Origin of the sequence: Aeromonas sp. 601027 (assembly GCF_049174455.1) — a bacterium.
GTDB classification, from domain to species: domain Bacteria; phylum Pseudomonadota; class Gammaproteobacteria; order Enterobacterales; family Aeromonadaceae; genus Aeromonas; species Aeromonas veronii_A.
In genome coordinates, this window is record NZ_JAAKTN010000005.1 from 184,609 (window position 1) to 204,231 (window position 19,623).

Consider the following 19,623-nt stretch of genomic DNA (forward strand, 5'->3'; position numbering starts at 1 on the left):
ATTTATTCCTCGTCATGCTTGAACCGCCTCTTTCCCCCTTACGCTCATCACACGCGCTCAACCCGGCTCTGCGCCACTGGCCGCCACACCGGATGAACTGGCGGGATCCTGATACTGCTGATAGATGGCATAAAACTCGGCCTTGTTGTGCAGGGCCGCGGCGACACAGGCGGGATCAAACTGGCTGCCGGCATGCTCCTCCAGATAGGCAAACGCCGTCTCGAACGGCCAGGCCTGCTTGTAGGGGCGCTCGCTGGTCAGGGCATCAAAAACATCAGCCACCGTCACGATACGCGCCGCCAGCGGGATCGCCTCCCCCGCCAGGCCCAGCGGATAACCGGTGCCATCAAAACGCTCATGATGGCCTGCGATGATGTTGGTCAGCATATCGGTGTGGTGAATGCCATCGAGGCCAAACTCATTGATCATCAGGCTGATCATCTCTCGCCCCTTGCTGGTGTGAACCTTCATGATCTCGAACTCTTCCGGGGTCAGCTTGCCCGGCTTGAGTAAAATGGCATCCGGCACCGCGATCTTGCCGATGTCGTGCAGCTCGGAGAAGAGGTAGACAAACTCCACCTCCTCGTCGCTCAGCCCGCAAGTCGGGGCCAGCGTCTTGGCGATCAGTCGGGAGTAGGCCGACATCCGATGCAGATGGTTGGCGGTCTCCTCATCCCGATAGCGACTGAACTCACGTGCCGTGGTCAGCGCGCCGCCGAGGGTCTGAATAGAGAAGAACTCCACCGCAATGATGGCGGACAACATCTGGGCATAGGCCGACAGCTCGCTTTGGATCGACTCATCGAAATAGCCCGGCTCCATGGCATCGCAAAACAGAAAACCAAACAGCTTGCTGTTGAACAACAGCGGCTCGGTATAGCTGGAGGCATAGCCCGCCTCCAGCAGCTTGCGGCTGTGTTCCGACGCGGAACCACGCAGGGCATCGAGATTGCCAAGCACCCGGGGGTGCTTGTGCTCCGCCAGATAGCGCAAGGATGGAACATCGCTCAGCTTCACCTCATACTGCACCAGCGGCGAGGGCCCCTCGGTGCTGTGGGCGAAGGTCTTGAGCTGATCGGTATGGGGATCGTAAATCGCAATGGCCACCCGACTCAGCTTGTCAAAACGCTCGCGCAGCGTAGCGTGCAGATTCTGCATTCTTTCGCCAAATGAACTTTCCATTGCCTTCTCCACCGGATCACCATGATGGGAGTATAGGGGTACCCGTGACAGGGTTCCCAGCCACAGACCGCGAAATTGACTAATAAGTCAGCAATGCATATTACCAGTCACAAACCTGTGCAGCAGGGACTGCGCGCCAGTCAGGGCTCCACCATCAGCCGCTATTCGCACGGCCCAATCCTGCCCACTCGGAGATATTGTTCAGTTCTGCCATGCTGGCTGTATAGTTTTTGGTTAACCATTCCGGTAAAATCCGCGCCCTTAAAGAAGAGCCACCTAAGAGTGATTGAGCGATGTCCAACACAAAACAGGCCCCCAAAGTAGGATTCGTCTCCTTGGGTTGCCCCAAAAACCTGGTCGATTCAGAACGCATCCTGACCCAGCTGCGTACCGAAGGGTACGATGTGGTGCCCAGCTATGACGATGCCGAGCTGGTCGTCGTCAACACCTGCGGCTTTATCGACAGCGCGGTGCAAGAGTCGCTGGAAGCGATCGGCGAAGCGCTGGCCGAGAACGGCAAGGTGATCGTCACCGGCTGCCTCGGCGCCAAAGAGAACCAGATCCGCGAGATCCACCCCAAGGTGCTCGAGATCACCGGCCCCCACGCCTATGAAGAGGTGCTGGGTCACGTCCACAAATATGTGGAGAAGCCGCAGCACAACCCCTTCACCAGTCTGGTTCCGGCCCACGGCGTCAAGCTGACCCCGCGCCACTACGCCTATCTGAAGATTTCCGAAGGCTGCAACCACCGCTGCACCTTCTGCATCATCCCCTCCATGCGCGGGGATTTGGTGAGCCGCCCCATCGGCGACGTGCTGGCCGAAGCCAAGCGTCTGAAAGAGGCCGGCGTGAAGGAGCTGCTGGTGATCTCCCAGGACACCTCCGCCTACGGCGTCGATGTGAAGCACCGCACCGGTTTCTACGACGGCATGCCGGTCAAGACCAGCATGGTCGCCCTGTGCGAAGAGCTGGCCAAGCTCGATATCTGGGTGCGACTGCACTACGTCTACCCCTACCCGCACGTGGATGACGTCATCCCGCTGATGCGTGATGGCAAGATCCTGCCCTACCTCGACATCCCGCTGCAGCACGCCAGCCCGCGCATCCTCAAACTGATGAAGCGCCCGGGTTCGGTCGAGCGCACCCTGGAGCGGATCCAGAAGTGGCGCGAGATCTGCCCGCAGATCACCCTGCGCTCCACCTTTATCGTCGGCTTCCCGGGCGAGACCGAGGAAGATTTCCAGATGCTGCTGGACTTTATCGACAAGGCGGAGCTGGATCGGGTCGGTTGCTTCAAATACAGCCCGGTCGAAGGGGCGCTGGCCAACAAGCTGCCGGATCCGGTACCGGAAGCGATTCAGGAAGAGCGCTTCCAGCGCTTTATGGAGCTGCAACAGCAGGTCTCCATCCGCAAGCTGGCCCGCAAAGTGGGTCAGGAGATGACCGTCATCATCGACGAAGTGGATGAAGAGGGTGCCACTGGCCGCTCCTTCGCCGATGCGCCGGAGATCGATGGTCTGGTCTACCTCAACGGCGAAACCGGCCTCAAGCCGGGCGACATGGTCAAGGTGCGGATCGACGAATCCGACGAATATGACCTGTGGGCCAGCCTGATTAGCTAACCCTTGCTGACCACCGCTCAATGAAAAAGCGCCTTCGGGCGCTTTTTTATGCTTCCAGATTGCACTTCTACACCAGTAAGCCCCACTTTGCGGTACAAAACTGGCATATCCGTATGCAAGGGTGTGTAATAGTCGTTTCTGTTTGGCGACGACTCGAAATCCCATGCAACTCAAACCCCTTCTCAAGGGACGCTTTCAGCCCCACTGGCAGGCCAGTCATGATCTTATCGTGCAGGTAGTGCAATCCTGCATCACGGAGCAGCATCTGATCCCCGAGGGGGAGCCCCTGATGCGTCAGGGGGAGCTATTGCGGGATCTGGTGCTGGTACCGGGCGGCCGCATCGCCATGGGCCACACCGCCATGAATGGCCGCCGCTTTCAGCTCGGCACCCTGGAGTGCGACAACCAGCTGTTTGGCGAGATGGAGTTCTTCACCGGCTACCGCTGCCAGCTCGACATCATCGCCGAGGAGCCGCTGGAAGTGGCCCGCATCGACGGCGAGCAGCTGGAGCAGGCGCTGGTCGCCCACCCCAAGGTGGCGCTCTTCTTTGCCACCGCCATTGCCATCGACTATCAGGACACGGTGGATATCTTCACCTGCCGCATGCTCTACCCCATCAGCTACAACATCGCCCTCGACCTCTATCACAGCCACTGCCACCACAACCCGGTGAGCGGCTTTCGCAAGGGGTATCAGGAGGCGGAACGCTTCGGCACGACCGACCGGGTCTACCGGCGGGCGGTGAAAGAGCTGATGGAGAAGGGACTGGTGGAGCGCGGCGAAGAGGGATTGCAGATCCGCGATCTGGCGGGGCTCAAGGCCTTTCTGGAGCAGCCATAAGTCGCAGGCCTCAGTTGCCGACTGAGCAGCAACAAGCGGAACAGCAACAAAAAAGAGGGGCGGTTTATACCGCCCCTCTTGCTGTTTACTCCCCCGCTCAGGCGAGACAGGGCTGAGGCCGGGCCATGCGCAGCGAGGCTACCAGCATGGCGAGGATCACGGCGTAGATAAGCGGGATGGCGTACATCACCGCCTGCAAGCCGATCACCTGCTCGAACATGGCGCTGATGGCCGGGCTGAACATGGCCCCCGCGCTGCCGCTGATGAGGATGTAGGAGACGTTCTTGCTCGACGCCTGGCGCACAAACGACACCCCGTAGGCGATAAAGGCGTTGTAGAGCGCCGCGCAGACAAAGCCGTAACCATAGGTGAGGTATGGCAACTGGCTCAGGTTATCGGTGGTGACGATAAGCGCCGTCATCCCCATCGCTAGGGTGATGATCACCAGCAGGAAGGTTCGGATCGCAATGCGGGTCACGATGGCGGTGGAGACCAGTGCGCCGAGCAGGGCAGCCGTCCAGTATTGGGTGATGATGTTGCCCGCCTCCTCGAAGGGGATGCCGAACTTATTCTTCACGAACATGGGCGCCCAGGTGAGGAAGGTGTAGAGCGCCAGCATGCCTAGAAAGAGCCCCAACCCGCCGCTGATGATGCCGAGGTTCCACTCCGAGTGCTCGTTGCCTGCGCTCTCGCCACCCGCCTCGCAGCTGCGGAAGTTGGTCAGCACCGCCACCAGCATGGTCGCCAGCGCCACCACGCCCACCGCCAGATAGCTCCAGCTCCACGCCATGGCGTGAGTCAGGGTGTAGGTGGTGATAAGCGGGAAGACCACCCCGGCCACGTTGAAGGTGGCATCCTGCACCACCAGCATGGTGCTCTGCATCCGCGCCTGCCAGATGCTCACCACCAGCGTCCCTGCAATGCAGAGTCCCACCCCGCCACACAGGCCGATCACCGTCATGGCAGCCATCACCACATAGAGCGAGCCGGTCAGATGGAGCGAAGCCGCCGCCAGCGCGATCAGGCCGTAGCAGAGCAGGGTCATCCGCTTGAGCCCCACCTTCTCGATAAGGAAGAAGGCGGCAATGGTGCCCGCCAGCGCCCCGCCGTTGAGCAGGGAGAAGATGGAGGCCACCTGATTGACGTCGGCGCCGAACTTGGCGGCGATGGGGTCGATCAGCATGCCGAACTGGGTCGCAAAACCGGCCATCACAAAGTTGGCCAGGAAGCTGATGGCAGTGAGGGAGAGCTTATTGTTCATATTGGATCTCTCTTGGGGTCAGGGTGCGTGCAGGGGTGGGCGGACTGCGGCGCTTACAGCGCGGTGTGCAGCGCCAGCTCGATCATCTGGTTGAAGGAGAGTTGCCGCTCTTCGGCAGTGGTCTCTTCACCGGTCAGGCAGTGGTCGGAGACAGTCAGGATGGCGAGCGCCTCTATCCCCTGCTGATGGGCCAGCCCGTAGAGACCGGCCACCTCCATGTCGATGCCAAGCACTCCAAACTTCTCCAGCGCCGGAATGAGGTTTTCGTCCGGATCGTAATAGAGGTCGCCGGTGAAGATATTGCCCACCTTGACCGGAATCGCCTTCTCCTGCGCCTTGGTAAACGCCTTGTGCAGCAGGGCAAAGTCGGCCGAGGTCGCCATCTGGTAACCGGCGCTGCGCTTGGCATTGGTCGGGGAATCTGTGCCCGCCGCCTGCGCCAGAATGACGTCGCGCATCTGCACGTGGCGCTGGGTCGCTCCCAGACTGCCGATGCGGATGATGCGCTTGACCCCGAAGTCGTTCACCAGCTCGTGGGCGTAGAGCACCATGGAGGGGATCCCCATGCCGTGGCCCATCACCGAGATGCGCTGGCCGTTGTAATAGCCGGTGTAGCCCAGCATATTGCGCACATTGGTCACCTCGCGTGCATTGGTCAGAAAGGTCTCGGCGATATAGCGGGCCCGCAGCGGGTCCCCCGGCATAATGACGGTCTCGGCGAAATCGCCCGGGTTGGCATTGATATGAGCGGTCATGGTTGTTGTGCTCCAGTTTGACTCGTTTTATTGTTTTGATGTGGCCATCCTAGCCGCCACCCCACCTCCCCTTGCAGGACAAAAGTCCTGTTGTCCCGATCGAGATCCCAGTTCCGGTAACTTGTGTCTGCTACATCGCATACCGCATGCTTTTCGACGTTGCTTGCCAAGGCTTGCCCATCACAGCCACCCGCCATTCCCGACCTACCGGTGTAAAAAAGCGGGAGGGCAACGCCCCTCCCGCTCGATAGACCCTGCGAATGACGCTACAGGCCGACGGCATTGTTCACTCTGCCGGTTGACACGCAATGCCAGCCATGGGCTGGCTAGCTCAAATCATGCAGTGCCTTGCCCAGGGGCGGCGTGAGGCGCAGATCCGAAAAACGCACCACCAACCCCTGCCGCTCGGGGGTGCAGCACATCACCCCGATAAAGCAGCGCTCGCCTGGCGGGAACGGAGCGAGCCGCAGCAGTGGCCACACCTCACCATCGGTGGAGTATTGCAGACGCAGACAATCGGCCAGCCGGGTCAGGCGCAGCCAGAAACGGCGCGGATTGCCGCTGAAAATACCGGTGGCCCAGTCAGATCGCTGATTGGTGAGCACGCTGCCGATCATCGGTTGGGCATCGTTGTACTCTATCCCCGCTTTGAGCCAGTGCGCCTCGTCTTGCAGCAACATCAGCCCCGCCTGATCGTAGAGGGTCGTGAACTCCCCTTCGACACAGACCTGAAAGGTAAATTCCCCCTCGACCTCACAGCCATAGAGATGCCCACTGTGGCGCTCGAAACCATACCAAGTGCTGCGCCAAAAATCGGTCTGCTTGTCCGTTACCACCAGCAAGCCGTCGCTTGTTTTGTGCCATTCGGCCGGTTCATTGAGCCAGAACCATTCAAGCCCTTCCCTCATCCTCTTTTGCTCCTGTTCTCGCCATGTTTCCCGTTGTCACCGGCCCATAACACTCGGGCGCGCTCATACTATCGCTGGCCATTCGGCCACGAGCCCCAGCTGCGAGCGGCCAACCAAAGGGACTCCATTGTGTCGCCATCATGACTGGCGAGCAAGCCGTTGGGGCCAACCTTGCAACCGATAGGCGATCGGGCAAGTAAAAGGGGGCCCCTATTGCACGACGATAAGACATCTCGATATGGGCTCGAGTCGACTAACAGGTGGTCGATAGAGGGGACGCTTCAAGCCCGCCAACATCAGATGGCATATCAGGCATCACACGAAACGAAAAAGCCCAAGCAATTTAATTGCTTGGGCTTGGTATGTGGCGGAGAGACAGGGATTCGAACCCTGGGTGGCATTGCTGCCACAATTGATTTCGAGTCAATCCCGTTCGGCCACTCCGGCATCTCTCCGTGGGATGAGATTTTTACCCGAGCTGGACCGAGGATGCAATAAAAATTTCTTAGATATCAAATGGCTGAATCAGCTATCTGGGAGCAGGCTCACAATGCTTCACGCACGGCCTGCGTTGCGAGGCCACTCTTGTATGGCTCTGTATCCACCCGCTCGCACACCCGGCCATTATCCACGTCGTGATATTCCCCCATTGCCATCAGGCGCCTCTTTTTCCTGCTTGGCACTCAAATTTATGGGTGATGCCGATTTTGGCTGGTTTCCTATGTATCCCCAAATCATTGCGGGTGCGCGGCAAGCTGGTAATCATGGGCTGATTGAGGAACAATCGCGCCATCCTGGCGGCTGTATTGATGATGTTCCGCCCCGATTGAACTGATGGATCTTCTTATGCGATTGCCGAAACTCAAGCCCCTACCCTTAACGCCCGCCCTTTCCCTGCTGCTGGCAGCCATCCTGCTCTGCGCCACGCCGGCAGAGGCCAAACGCTACCCGCTGCCACCAGCCGGGAGTCGCCTTATCGGTGAGCTGGAGGATTACATCATCCAGCAGAATGAGCATCTGGAGCTGGTTGGCAAAAATACACAAATTGGATTTTTGGCGCTGCTTGAAGCAAATCCGGGTGTAGACCCCTATTTACCCAAGCCGGGCACCCGCTTGACGCTGCCCACCCAGATGCTACTGCCTGATGTGCCTCGCGAGGGGATCGTCATCAATCTGCCCGAACTGCGCCTCTACTACTTCCCCAAAGGGAAGAGCGAGGTCATCGTGCTGCCCATCGGGATTGGTGATATCGGCCGTGAGACTCCGGAGATGACCACCACCGTCATCGAGAAGAATCCCAACCCGACCTGGGTACCCGGTCCCATGGTGCGCAAATCCTGGCTGGAGCAAAAAGGGATCACCCTGCCCGCCGTGGTGCCCCCCGGCCCGGAGAATCCCCTCGGCAAGTTCGCCATGCGCCTTGGCTATGGCAAGCGCGACTACCTGATCCACGGCACCAACAAGGATTTTGGCGTCGGTCTTCGGGTGAGTGCAGGCTGCATCCGGCTGCGACCTGACGATATAGAGGCCCTGTTCAAGATTGTGCCGATTGGCACGCCGGTGCGGGTCATCAATCAACCGGTCAAGGTCGCCATCGAACCGGATGGTCGGCGCTGGCTGGAGGTACACTCCCCGCTCTCCCGCACCGAAGAGGAGCTTGAAAATGGCGCCCCGCTGGTGCTATCTCCGGCCATAGAGAGCTTTATCAGCGCACCTGACGTGATGCAGGATGAGGTGACGGCAGCGCTGGAGAGAAAAAATGGCCTGCCCCGCCCCATCAGCAGCCAGCTTGTCAGTGGTTAAGTCACCAGCGCCCGAGTCGCACCGGAGTCACCTTACCTCATGAAATTCCTGCCCCTCCTGCTCCTGTTGGCCTGTCACTCCTTGTGGGCCAAGGACATTCTCTGGATGAACAATGGCGATCGTCTGACCGGCAACATCGAGGAGGTGACCGAACAGTCGGTGCGCATCGCCCTGCCCTACAGCGGCGCAGTCACCGTCCAGCGGGAGGCCATCAAACGCTGGCGCATCGATAAAGAGGACAAACCCAAGGCGACGGCAAAGGGTGGGCTCAAGCTGTTCGAGGATGACCAGGATGAACGCAACGCCTGGCTCTGGACCGGCAGCGGCGATCTCAATGTCAAACTCAAACAGAATGACAAGCAGACCAACAACGTCAACCTCAAGTGGAAAAGCGAGCTGGCCAATCTGGACTGGCGTTACAGCTTCTCCGGTGAATACACCTATGAGACCGCTGACAACGTCACCGACAGCCATTATTATCAGCTCAACCCTACGCTGGACTACTTCTTCAACCAGCAGTGGTTCTTGCGCACCTCACTCGATGCCGAATATGACATGCTGGATAAAGATCGCTATCTCTACATGGACTATGGCTCGGGGCCTGGCTATCGCTTTTGGAACGACAAGCGCCGCCGACTGGAGCTGATGGCCCAAGGGGGGCTAAGTCGGCTCTACTTCCGTGAAGATAGCAAGATCACCGGCGTTTTTCTGGGTGAACGGGTCATAGACTACCCCTTCGCTGGCCTGAACTGGGATTATCGCCAACCTTTCTCCCTCTGGCAGGAGAAAATGGAACTGTTCAGCCAGGGGCGCTATCTGAAATATCTGGCACAACCCTCCCCCTATGTCACCCGTAATCAGGATCTGAAAGGCAGCATAGGGTTGCGCTACTACTTCAATGACCATCTGCGCCTCTCCTGGTCGAGTGAGCTGAATTGGGAAGATGCTGACATCCTTGTCGACACAGGCAGCCCGGAACCCCGCGAGAGCGAATTAAGACACCTGCTCAGCCTTGGCGTCAGTTTCTAGCCCCGGATCCCCAACACGCAAAGAGGAGCCAATTCGGCTCCTCTTTGCTTTAGGCAGACAGGCTCGCTAGATCAGCCCCCAGGCGGCAATCTGGTAGATCCATACCATCGCCAGCAGGGTGCCGACCAACCCCATGATGACGCCGATGCGCACCATCTGGTGACTCTCCACCAGACCGGTGGCGTGGGCCAGCGCATTGGGCGGGGTACTGATGGGCAGCGACATCCCGAGCGAAACCGAAATGGTGACCGCCAGGATCAGGGTGTGACTGCCGCCCCACTCTGCCAGCTCCGGCATACTGACCGCCAGTGCCGCCACCAGTGGCAGCAACAGATTGGCGGTTGCGGTGTTGGACATGAAGTTGGCCATCACCACTGCCAGCAGACAGGCACCAATCAGCACCGCCAGCGTGGAGTATTCGTGGAACGGAATGTGGGTGATGAGCCGCTCGGCCAACCCGGAGTCCTCCAGCGCCAGCCCCAGCGCGATACCACCCGAGACCAGCCAGAGCACATCGAGGGAGATCTTGTGCAGATCGTCCTTGGTGATGATGCCGGTGGTCAGGAACACAGCTACCGGGATCATGGCGACCACGTAGGAGCTCATGCCATGCAGATCCCCCAGCAGCCAGAGCACTATGGTGGTGATAAAGGTGAGGTAGACCACCCAGGCGCGAGGGGTCTGCATAAAGCGCCCCTCAATCTTGAGATCCATCAGCTTGAGGGAACTCGGGAAGAAGCGCCCCAGCAGGAACCAGCCAAGCAGCAACAGCAACACCACAAAGGGCACCGCAAATCCCATCCACTGACCGAACGAGATGGCATGCTCGCCGGTCAGGTATTTGAGGGCCACTGCGTTGGGCGGAGTGCCGATGGGAGTGCCGATCCCGCCGAGGTTGGCCGCCAGCGGAATGGCCAGCACAAAGCCGATTTTGGCCGGGTCCTTGTCGGGAAACGCCGCCAGCACCGGGGTAAGGATGGCCAGCATCATGGCGGTGGTGGCGGTATTGCTCATAAACATGGAGAAGGTGGCGGTGATCAACATCAGCCCCAGCATGACGATCCGGGGATCCTGACCGAACGGGCGCAGCAACACCCGCGCCAGATTGACATCCAGATGGTATTTGGTCGCCGCAATGGCGAGGAAAAAACCGCCGAGAAACAGCATGATGACCGGCGAGGCAAAGGTCGCCATCACCTCGGTGGACTTGAGCAGCTCACCAAAGCCCGGTTCAGCCTTGTCGGCAGTCATGAACCAGAGCCCCTTGTCGGAGAGCAACAGCAGCTCCAGCACGATGATCAGCACCGAGGTGGCGAAGATGGGGATGGGCTCCAGGATCCAGCAGAGGGCGGCCAGCACGAAAATGGCCACGACCCGCTGCTCGATGACGGTGATCCCCTCCAGCGGGATCCAGTGGGTCGGGATCAGCAGGATGGTGAGGCTCAGCAGCAGTGGCAGAATAATCTTGTTATTGATGGGCACTATTGTCTCCAGGATCGGGAGTAAGAAACCAATAGTGGCATAACATGCTATCGCCTCATGCCGCCAACTCGCCAAAATGAGAGCTGGCTAACTGCACGGCGCACCGTTTTGTGAGTCATATCAAGCTGGGGTCGGCGCGCTATGGCTGACGCCTCAGCCCTTGCAACAAACAGGCAAAAAAACGGGCCCGCTGTTCGTTGCACAGGACAGCGGGCCCGTTTCACCATTCATGCCGATGAGGGAGCTCAGAAGTAGATGCGGGTCACCGACTCGATGACGCAACCCGGGCGGCGGATCCCTTCGATCTCGACCTTGATCTCTTTGAGCAGCTCCAGCCCACCCTTGATAGGGGTGACCCGGGCAAGCTTGGTGCGGGCGCGGATGTTGCTATCCACCTTGATGGGGTACGGGAAACGTACCTGATCCAGTCCGAAATTCACCACCATGCGGGCGGTCGGGAACTCGGGAGTGGCCTCATCGACCGAGCCGGTTAACTGCGGCAGCAGCGCCAGGGTCAGGAAGCCGTGGGCGATGGTGGTCTTGAAGGGGGACTCGGCGGCCGCGCGCTCAGGATTGGTGTGGATCCACTGGTGATCCCCGGTCACGGCAGCAAACTGATCGATCATCTGCTGGCTGACGTGGAGCCACTCGCCGACATGGGTCTCTTCACCGATGCGGGCCTGCAGGGCGGCATAGAGCTCGGCCGCCTCGGCTCCCAGCTCCACAGCGGGTTCCTGAGCCACGGCAGGCTGACCGTTGGCCACCCGTGCCACGGTTGCTGCATCCTGTTGCTGCACGCTCTGGGTCTCGGTTTGCAAGTCCAGTACACGACCCAGCAAAGGGTGAAGATGTGCCTTTTGCTGAAACTCACGCCAGTAGTCGCGGATCGCCGGTGAGAGCCAATCCTTGAGCTCAAAGGGGTGCTGCGCCAAAATTTCGCGCTTGCGCTTCAGAAAATCGACAACTTTCATGTTCCGATCCCTATGTGATTCATTGCCTGTAAAGAGGTCTAACCAGTCCTATTTTATTAAAGTTTCAGCTGTAAGTGCAAAAAAATCTCGGCGTACACCTGTACCAAGGCGGAAGTAACTACTTACACCATGTAAACCAGCACGATCTGCCAATGAGGAAATCGATTGCCAAAGATGCCGCCAGCAGGGGAAATTCGCGGGGCTCATCATGAAAAAGGCCCTCATCGGGCCTTGTGGTGGGGGTCAGCGCGCGCTCGACCAGCCGCTACGCAATCCCTCTTCATCCAGAAAGGACCAGGCGAGGATCCGGCTCACCTTGTTGCCCTGCGCCATGTCGATCACCCGTACCTGACGCGCCCCCACCCGGTTCAACGCCTTTTTCGCCCCCGGCAGATTCTCTTTTTTCGACACCAGCGAGCTGAACCAGAGGCACTGAGTGGCAAACTCCTTGCTCTGGGCGATCATGTTGGCCAGAAACGCCGCCTCGCCCCCTTCACACCAGAGCTCGGCCTTCTGGCCGCCGAAGTTGAGCACAGGGGCGCCTGTCACCTCCTTGCCCAGATTGCGCAGCTTGCGCTCCGTCCCCTTGCTCGCCTCTTCCAGCGACGCATGGAACGGCGGATTGCACAGCGTCAGGGCAAAGCGCTCCTTTGGCCCTATGATGCCGCGAAACACATGGTTGGGGTTTCCCTGCAGGCGACACTCAATCTGATTGCCGAGCCCGTTGCTCTTGGCCAGCAGGGTGGCCGCCTTGACCGAGACCGGATCGATATCCGATCCGACAAAACGCCAGCCATATTCGCGGCAGCCTAGCAGCGGATAGATGCAGTTTGCCCCCACCCCGATATCCAGCACTCTCACCCCCTTGCCGGTAGGGAGCTGGCCTGCGCTCTCGGCCAACAGATCGGCCGCCCAGTGCAGGTAGTCCACCCGTCCCGGGATAGGCGGGCAGAGGTAACCGGTAGGCAAGTCCCAGTGGGCAATCCCGTAGTGATGGGCCAGCAGGGCGCGATTGAGGGACTTCACTGCATCGGGATTGGCAAAATCGATGGTGCGGGTACCGTAGTCATTGATAAATACGTGGACGGCCAACTCGGGAGTTCGCAGGCAGAGCGCCTCAAAGTCGTAACCCGCCTCATGGCGATTACGGGAGTGAAGTCCGGATTTACGGTCGCCCGACTTGGGGCCACCAGCTGATGGGATGCGGGGTTTCATGCTGAGCCTGCCGAAGAAAACGGGCCCACACTATAGTGATTTGACTCGGGAAAGTCTAAACGAGGGCAATAAAAAACCGGGCTATCGAGCCCGGTTCAAGTGAGGTTGGAAAAACAGTCCGTACTGCGAGCCGTTTGTCCAGCCTGACTCAGATATCGATCCGGCGAGCTTGCCAGAACTTGCTGCGCCAGTATTGGCTGTCCAGCTTGGAGCGGGTCACACCGGCTCGAGTCGAGGCGTGAATGAATTCGCCATTCCCGACATAGATACCAACGTGGTTGAGACGACGATTGATTTTGAAGAAGACCAGATCACCTTCGACCAGATCCTGCTTGGAAACGCGCGTCCCTTCGTGAACTTGGGAGCGGGTATCGCGGGGAAGTTCAATACCGACCGCATTGCGAAACACTTCACGGGCGAAGGCGGAACAATCGATACCACGTTCGGTTGTACCACCGTAGCGGTAAGGGGTACCGCGCCACTCTTTGTATACTGTCAGGATTTCATTCACATCGGGTGTCTGCGAAGCTTCCGGTTCAATAACGGGTTCCATCATGGAAACTTCGATCTTGCTCGCGACCTCGGGTTGGGGTGCCGAAGCACAACCCGCCATTCCGAGCGCGACCAGCAGTAGCATCAGGTAGCGCAATCCTTTATCCCCGCAAAATAGTAAATCTTGTTAAAATACGGCCCCAAAGGGCAATTTATAAGGCAACAGCACCCGACTATATCCAAGAATTCTATCGAGGCAAGTGAAAATCCCTATCAAGCTCACATTTTTGCAAGGAAATGCACGATTTTTCATAATTAATGTGATCATGCCCAAACAATATACAATCGCAAAAAGGACCTTTGGCCTCATAGATAACTGGCTTTTATCCCTGCTTCAGCACCTTTTTAAAGTGAAAAATCATGATCGAAACCGATCTTTTTTTGTTAAAACCAGCCAGGGTATGCCAGGCACTGCTTGCTCAATTGCCTGAATGGCTGTCAACCGATGAGCTGCATATCTGGCAAACCATGACCCATCCTGAACGGCGTCAGGAATATCTGGTGAGCCGCGCCCTGCTGCGCCAGCTGTTGTCCGAGAGGCTGCAACGCCCTGCCGCCAGCCTGCAATTTTGCAACGGCCCCCACGGCAAGCCCCAACTGCATGATGATGCTTGGCAGTTCAATCTGAGCCACAGTGGCAGCTGGCTGGTGTTGGCGCTCTGCCCGCAGGGGCAGCTTGGGGTGGATATCGAACTGGGCAAACGGCGGCATCACCCCCTCCCCCTGGCCCGCCGGTTTTATGCACAGAGTGAATATGAGTGGCTCTGCGCGCTGCCTGCTCCAGAGCAGGAGAGTGCCTTCTACCGGCTCTGGTCACGCAAGGAGGCGGTACTGAAAGCCCACGGTGGCGGCATAGCGGCGGGACTGGAGAAGGTGCGGTTTCTCCCGGAGGAAGGGTGGCGACTCGACAACCGGCTCGATGACACCCCTTATCAGGTACAGGATTGGCCCTTTGCCAGCGGCTGGCTCAGTCTCGCGGCGGCAACCCCCGTGACCTTTTACCGGCTTGATGAGCGCTTGAATTGCCAGTCACTCAACCCCATGTTACTCAACACCCTTTCTGAAGAGTCCAACTCATGATCGTCGACATTACTCCCCAGAATTTTCACGCTGAACTGATCGATGCCTCCATGAAGAAGCCGGTCGTCATCTATTTCCATGCTCCGCAGATGCCGGAGTGTCACGGGATGACACCGCTGATCGAATCACTGGTTGGGCCCGCTAATGAGCAGGTCACCCTGGCCAAGGTGGATATGAACGATCCCCAGTTGCAACCGCTCGCCAGCCAGCTCGGCCTGCGCGCCCTACCCGCATTGGTGCTGTTCCATCAGGGTCGCCCTGACGAACAGGGGATCATCGAAGGGCCGCAGGATGAAGCCACCCTGCGCCAGTATTTCGCCGCCTTCACCCCCAAAGAAGAGGAAGAGTTGCTGGCCAAGGGGCAACAGGCACTGGCTGACGAGCAGCCCAGCATCGCCTATGCCCATCTGACCAAGGCACACCAGCTGGCCCCTGAACGTCACGACATCAGCCTGTGGCTCATTCAGGCCGCGCTCGACCTCAACCTGCTGGATGAAGCGCAGGAGCGCCTTGGCACCATCCCGATGGTGGCACAGGAAAGTCACTTCCATACCCTGAGCTCACGACTGGCGCTGGCCCTGCAAGCGGCAGACAGCCCGGAACTGCGCGCGCTGGAAGCCCGTCATGCAGAACAGCCTGATGATTTTGGTCTGGCACAAGAACTTGCTGTGCAATACAACCAGGCCGGCCGTCAGGAAGAGGCATTGGAACTGCTGCTGGCGATCCTCAAACGGGACTTGGCATTCGGCGAAGCCAGAAAGACCTATCTCGATATTCTCGCCACTATGGGTAACACACCACAGGCGCAGAGCTACCGTCGCAAACTCTATAGTCTGCTCTACTGATCGGAATCGAACTGGCTGGTAATGATGGGGGAGTGCCGGGAGACCGGCATGACCTCATGGGTCAAGTACGAAGAAGGTACTGTGGGAATAAGGTGCTGTGGGAATAGTGGAGATACTGTGAATTTCAGGCAAAAAAAAATGGCGCAAAACTGCGCCATTTTTTTCGCATGGATTACTTCTTGTAGGAAGTAGCCATGTTGTCGATGCGCTGGTTAGCACGCATAGCTTCTTGCTTGGCTTCGGCAACATCAGCAGCGATTTTGGACTGATCAGCACGAACTGCGCTAACATCTTGAGCCAGTTGGTCAACTTTGTTAGACAGATTCTGAACGGAAGTTTCCAGTTCGCTGGTGTTTGCACAACCGCCCAGCAGAGCGGACAGACCAACAACACCTACCAACAACAATTTTTTCATTTTTAAAGCTCCCTTGAACTCGCCAGACGTTTAGCAAGCGGCGTGATTATGGCACAAAAAAATCCTACTTTGCATAGTCCCCACCACAGATAAATGCATTAAAACCCTCATTTTTTTTTGAATGAACAGTTTTTGTCCAGATTCGTCTAAAAAATGAGTGCCGTGTGGTGGGGGCACGGACAAAGGTTAACCAAATTTTTGCCTTATTACAATTTCGTATGAGGCTCAGGCTGTACGTTCTGACAACAATTGACGATATTGCACCAGATCCTCGATGGTCAGCACCGGCATCCGGTGCTTGCGACCGAACGCAACCAGGTCTGGCAGACGCGCCATCGAGCCATCTTCTTTGGTCAATTCACACAACACACCAAACGGTTTGAGGCCAGCCAGCTGCATCAGATCGACCGTGGCTTCGGTATGACCACGGCGGGTAAGCACCCCACCGGTTCGCGCCCGCAACGGGAAAACATGACCCGGGCGGTGCAGATCACCCGGTTTGGCGCCGTCTGCGATGGCTGCACGGATGGTGGTGATGCGATCAGCCGCCGAGACACCGGTCGTGACCCCCTGCGCCGCTTCGATGGTCACGGTAAAGGCGGTCTGGTAGTGGCTGGAGTTGGCCTCCACCATCATCGGCAGTTCGAGCTGGCGAACCCGCTCGTCGGGCAGGCAGAGGCAGACGATGCCGGAGCACTCGCGGATCATCAACGCCATCTGTTCATTGGTCATGGATTCGGCGGCGAAAATGAGGTCGCCCTCGTTCTCCCGATCTTCATCGTCGGCCACCAGCACGCCGCCTCCGGCACGTAAAGCCGTTAGGGCAGCTTCGACGCGGGCAATGGGATCACCGAATTCACTGAGTAGAGACTGATTCATGGTAAAACTCCTAAACAAGACAAGGACCAGAATCAGGGCATGGAAAGGCAGACAGAGATGAGCATGCAGCGGCCAGCCCACTAGGGCCAACGCGGCAATGTCTGTCTTATCCTCTTTCATCCGGACTATGACCGTCGGCTCCGGCATCTCACCGGATCTGCTGACCCCAACCCGGCAATCAGCCAAGTCGGGCGCTCGCGGGCTCCCCGAGTCAATCAGGATACCGCCGGTGGGGAATTGCACCCCGCCCTGAGAATAAGCGCAGACAGCCTAAAGAAAAACGGTTGCAGATACCAGCCCAAATCCCCGCTGGCTGAAAAGCGTTTCAACATTGCGCCCAGGATCGCGCTCTTCAACCCGTTCGCAAGCGCGAAAGACAGTGACTGGCGACTGGCGAATTTCTTTATGGCGCGGATCGGTTTATGGCATAGTTCCCGAAACAAAAAACAGGGCCCGAAAAGAGAGCCTGAACAACGCTGCCGGCGCAGACAGTAGCGCCAACACCACAAACGGAAAATGACAGAGATGGAAAAGAAAATACTGCTCACGGATTGCCCGGATGCCAAAGGGCTCATCGCCAAGATCACCAACATCTGCTACAAGCATCAGCTCAACATCATCAAGAACGATGAGTTTGTGGATCACGAGAATGGCCGCTTCTTTATGCGTACCGAGCTGGAAGGGCGCTTCAACGACGAGACCCTGCTGGCCGACCTTGATGATGCCCTGCCCACCGGAGCCCAGCGCCGTCTGGTCAAGGCGGGCAAGAAGCGTATCGTTATCCTGGTGACCAAGGAGACCCACTGCCTCGGCGATATTCTAATGAAGAACTACGCGGGCGCGCTGGATATGGATATCGTCGCGGTGATCGGCAACTACGACACCCTGGCCGAGCTCACCGGCAAATTCGATATCCCGTTCCACACCGTCAGTCACGAGGGTCTGAGCCGGACAGAGCATGAGGAGCAGGTTCGCGCCATCATCGACGGCTATGAGCCTGACTATGTGATCCTGGCCAAGTACATGCGGGTGCTGACACCGAGCTTCGTCGAGGCCTACCCGCGCAAGATCCTCAACATCCACCACTCCTTCCTGCCCGCTTTCATCGGTGCCCGCCCCTACCGGCAGGCATTCGATCGCGGGGTCAAGCTGATCGGTGCCACCGCCCACTTCGTGACTGACGATCTGGATGAGGGTCCCATCGTCGAACAGGACGTGATCCACGTCGGTCATGCCTTCAGTGCGGACGACATGGCCAAGGCGGGTCGGGATGTGGAGAAATCGGTGCTGAGCCGCGCGCTGGAGCTGGTACTGAACGAGCGGGTGTTCGTCTACGGCAACAAGACGGTGGTCTTCAAGTAATTCGCCCACACGGCCCATATGCAAACGCCAGAAACAACAACGGCTCCCGCGGGAGCCGTTGTTGTTTCTGCGCCGAGTGTCAGAGCGGCAGATCGTTTACCGTCACCGCGCCCTTCTCCAGCTTCAGCTCGGAGGTCAGCGCTTGCTTGTCGGCCTTCAGATAACCCATCAGGGTCAGCTGATCGAGCATGGGGGCCAGTTGCGGCACCGCCTTGCCCAGCTTGTCGCTGAGGCTGGCATGCAGCACGCCGGAGAGGGCCTGCATTCCCGCGTCGCTGTTGAACAGCTGCTCCAGCGAAGTGGAGGCCAGCTTCACGTCCCCCTTCATGGTCACCGCCTCACCGTTGAGCTTGGCGCTGAGATCGGCCAGTTCAAGGGTCGCGCCACGTTTGAGCATCTTGTCCAGCGCCTGCTGGATAGCGGCATCTTCAACTCCCTTGCCACCGGCGGCCTGCAGCCCCTGATACCCTTCCAGATCCAGACCGTTGAGGTTGAGCGCCAACTTGCTGTCGGTCACCGCCAGGGTGTCAGTCTCGTTCTCCAGATCCAGCTTGGCAATTTTCATCTGATAGCTGCTGGAGAGGGTCTGGGCATCATCACCGGTCAGCTGAGTCTCGGTAATCATCCCCTGCAGGGCAACCTTGACGCTGTCAGGCAGTTGTACCGTGAGGGCCGAGAGGGTCATCTCGCTCTGGGGCGAGAGGAGCACACCGCTGATCTCGGCAATGTCGGCACTCCCTTTCAGATCGGCAAGCACCAAGTCCATCTTGCTCTGCTCTTCATGGACCGTCATCCCCTGCCAGGTCATGGTGAGGTGACCATTCCCCTCCAGATTGCCGTGGAACTCGCCGCTCAGGGGCAGGAAGCTGAACTCGTCCAGCCCCTGTTTTACCTTGAATTCATTGGCCCAGAAACGGCTGCTGTTACCCTGGGTCCAGAGACTGGTGACCGACTCCAGACCGAGTTCCCACTGCTCCATGCCCAGTGCGGTGAAAACCGGCGCTAGCGTGCCATTATGGGTATCGAGCAGGAGGTGGCTCTTGATGTAGAGCGGCAGGATCTGGCTCTTGACCACCAGTTGCAACTCGATGGACTGACTGCCCTCCAGCTCGCTGTCAATGGCAACCAGCTCCTCCGGCGTCACCACGACCTTCAGGACCCCGTCACGGGTGAAGAGGCTGCTGCTACTCGGCTGCCACTGCATATCGATACCGGTCTCTTGCTCTACCTTGGCGATCTGCTCCGCCATGATGTTGTCGAAGCTGTTGCCCGTGTACCAACACGCAGCCAGACCACCACCTACCAGTGCCGCACCCACGGCGAGGGCCACTATCTTTTTCATATATCCATGTGTCTCCAGGGAGTTGTCACTGCACTCTACGGGGCGGACTCGGGGCTAGGCAAGTCCAATCAGATGGCGA

18 protein-coding genes, 1 tRNA gene and 1 riboswitch are annotated in these 19,623 nt (G+C 58.5%); of the genes, 7 read left to right on the top strand and 12 right to left on the bottom strand.

Annotated features, from left to right (window positions below; translation table 11 throughout):
• Nucleotides 1–57: 57 nt before the first annotated feature.
• Nucleotides 58–1,182 (bottom strand): HD domain-containing phosphohydrolase, encoded by a 1,125-nt coding sequence (locus tag G5193_RS08820; RefSeq protein WP_227340941.1) that lies wholly within the window; start codon nt 1,180–1,182, stop codon nt 58–60.
• Between the two features lie 293 nt (nt 1,183–1,475).
• Between G5193_RS08820 and rimO the strand changes: the two genes are divergently transcribed.
• A complete protein-coding gene (rimO, locus tag G5193_RS08825) occupies nt 1,476–2,804 on the top strand; it encodes a 30S ribosomal protein S12 methylthiotransferase RimO (RefSeq protein WP_421205829.1) in 1,329 nt (442 codons plus the stop codon).
• Nucleotides 2,805–2,967: 163 nt separating this feature from the next.
• Complete coding sequence (locus G5193_RS08830; protein ID WP_216951704.1) at nt 2,968–3,645, top strand: Crp/Fnr family transcriptional regulator; 678 nt, start codon at nt 2,968–2,970, stop codon at nt 3,643–3,645.
• Between the two features lie 97 nt (nt 3,646–3,742).
• On the opposite strand, the gene tsgA is transcribed toward G5193_RS08830, so the two are convergent.
• The 4 genes from tsgA to G5193_RS08850 form a co-directional block, all read right to left on the bottom strand.
• Nucleotides 3,743–4,906: an MFS transporter TsgA gene (gene tsgA, locus G5193_RS08835; protein ID WP_421205830.1), complete on the bottom strand. Its 1,164-nt coding sequence runs from the start codon at nt 4,904–4,906 to the stop codon at nt 3,743–3,745.
• Between the two features lie 53 nt (nt 4,907–4,959).
• Nucleotides 4,960–5,661, bottom strand: coding sequence for a purine-nucleoside phosphorylase (deoD, locus tag G5193_RS08840; protein ID WP_421205831.1), 702 nt, complete (start codon nt 5,659–5,661; stop codon nt 4,960–4,962).
• Between the two features lie 326 nt (nt 5,662–5,987).
• Nucleotides 5,988–6,569 (bottom strand): DUF1349 domain-containing protein, encoded by a 582-nt coding sequence (locus tag G5193_RS08845; protein WP_421205832.1) that lies wholly within the window; start codon nt 6,567–6,569, stop codon nt 5,988–5,990.
• A gap of 365 nt (nt 6,570–6,934) precedes the next feature.
• Nucleotides 6,935–7,024 (bottom strand) — tRNA-Ser (locus tag G5193_RS08850).
• A 391-nt stretch (nt 7,025–7,415) separates the two neighbouring features.
• Between G5193_RS08850 and G5193_RS08855 the strand changes: the two genes are divergently transcribed.
• Together G5193_RS08855 and G5193_RS08860 are read left to right on the top strand one after the other, a co-directional pair.
• Nucleotides 7,416–8,372, top strand: coding sequence for a L,D-transpeptidase family protein (locus tag G5193_RS08855; RefSeq protein WP_421205833.1), 957 nt, complete (start codon nt 7,416–7,418; stop codon nt 8,370–8,372).
• A gap of 39 nt (nt 8,373–8,411) precedes the next feature.
• Nucleotides 8,412–9,401 carry a DUF481 domain-containing protein gene (locus G5193_RS08860; protein WP_421205834.1) on the top strand — a complete coding sequence of 330 codons (990 nt, stop codon included), beginning with the start codon at nt 8,412–8,414 and terminating at the stop codon, nt 9,399–9,401.
• 66 nt (nt 9,402–9,467) lie between these two features.
• Here the strand turns inward: G5193_RS08860 and G5193_RS08865 are convergent, their stop codons facing one another.
• The 4 genes from G5193_RS08865 to G5193_RS08880 all read right to left on the bottom strand — a co-directional run bounded on the left by G5193_RS08865 (nt 9,468) and on the right by G5193_RS08880 (nt 13,706).
• A complete protein-coding gene (locus G5193_RS08865; protein WP_421205835.1) occupies nt 9,468–10,883 on the bottom strand; it encodes an SLC13 family permease in 1,416 nt (471 codons plus the stop codon).
• Nucleotides 10,884–11,128: 245 nt separating this feature from the next.
• Nucleotides 11,129–11,854, bottom strand: a complete 726-nt coding sequence (locus tag G5193_RS08870) for a MaoC family dehydratase (RefSeq protein WP_421205836.1) — start codon at nt 11,852–11,854, stop codon at nt 11,129–11,131.
• Nucleotides 11,855–12,097: 243 nt separating this feature from the next.
• Entirely contained in the window at nt 12,098–13,069 is a 972-nt protein-coding gene (gene rlmF, locus G5193_RS08875; protein ID WP_216951710.1) for a 23S rRNA (adenine(1618)-N(6))-methyltransferase RlmF, read from the bottom strand.
• A gap of 148 nt (nt 13,070–13,217) precedes the next feature.
• The gene (locus G5193_RS08880; RefSeq protein WP_421172010.1) at nt 13,218–13,706 is read right to left on the bottom strand and encodes a C40 family peptidase; all 489 of its coding nucleotides are present in this window, start codon (nt 13,704–13,706) and stop codon (nt 13,218–13,220) included.
• A 275-nt stretch (nt 13,707–13,981) separates the two neighbouring features.
• Between G5193_RS08880 and G5193_RS08885 the strand changes: the two genes are divergently transcribed.
• Together G5193_RS08885 and G5193_RS08890 are read left to right on the top strand one after the other, a co-directional pair.
• On the top strand, nt 13,982–14,701 hold the full coding sequence (locus tag G5193_RS08885; protein WP_158112381.1) for a 4'-phosphopantetheinyl transferase family protein: 720 nt from the start codon (nt 13,982–13,984) through the stop codon (nt 14,699–14,701).
• On the top strand, nt 14,698–15,546 hold the full coding sequence (locus G5193_RS08890; protein WP_421205837.1) for a tetratricopeptide repeat protein: 849 nt from the start codon (nt 14,698–14,700) through the stop codon (nt 15,544–15,546). The genes G5193_RS08885 and G5193_RS08890 overlap by 4 nt, the downstream gene beginning before the upstream one ends.
• Nucleotides 15,547–15,718: 172 nt before the next feature.
• Here G5193_RS08890 and G5193_RS08895 read toward each other — a convergent pair whose 3' ends face one another.
• Entirely contained in the window at nt 15,719–15,961 is a 243-nt protein-coding gene (locus tag G5193_RS08895) for an Lpp/OprI family alanine-zipper lipoprotein (RefSeq protein WP_005334342.1), read from the bottom strand.
• A gap of 225 nt (nt 15,962–16,186) precedes the next feature.
• Entirely contained in the window at nt 16,187–16,840 is a 654-nt protein-coding gene (ribB, locus tag G5193_RS08900) for a 3,4-dihydroxy-2-butanone-4-phosphate synthase (protein ID WP_227340962.1), read from the bottom strand.
• 104 nt (nt 16,841–16,944) lie between these two features.
• Nucleotides 16,945–17,101: riboswitch (FMN riboswitch) on the bottom strand.
• A gap of 264 nt (nt 17,102–17,365) precedes the next feature.
• On the opposite strand from ribB, the gene purU reads away from it, so the two are divergent.
• Nucleotides 17,366–18,202 (top strand): formyltetrahydrofolate deformylase, encoded by an 837-nt coding sequence (gene purU, locus G5193_RS08905; protein ID WP_115544112.1) that lies wholly within the window; start codon nt 17,366–17,368, stop codon nt 18,200–18,202.
• A gap of 79 nt (nt 18,203–18,281) precedes the next feature.
• Here the strand turns inward: purU and G5193_RS08910 are convergent, their stop codons facing one another.
• A complete protein-coding gene (locus tag G5193_RS08910; protein WP_421205838.1) occupies nt 18,282–19,544 on the bottom strand; it encodes a DUF945 family protein in 1,263 nt (420 codons plus the stop codon).
• Nucleotides 19,545–19,623: the final 79 nt, after the last annotated feature.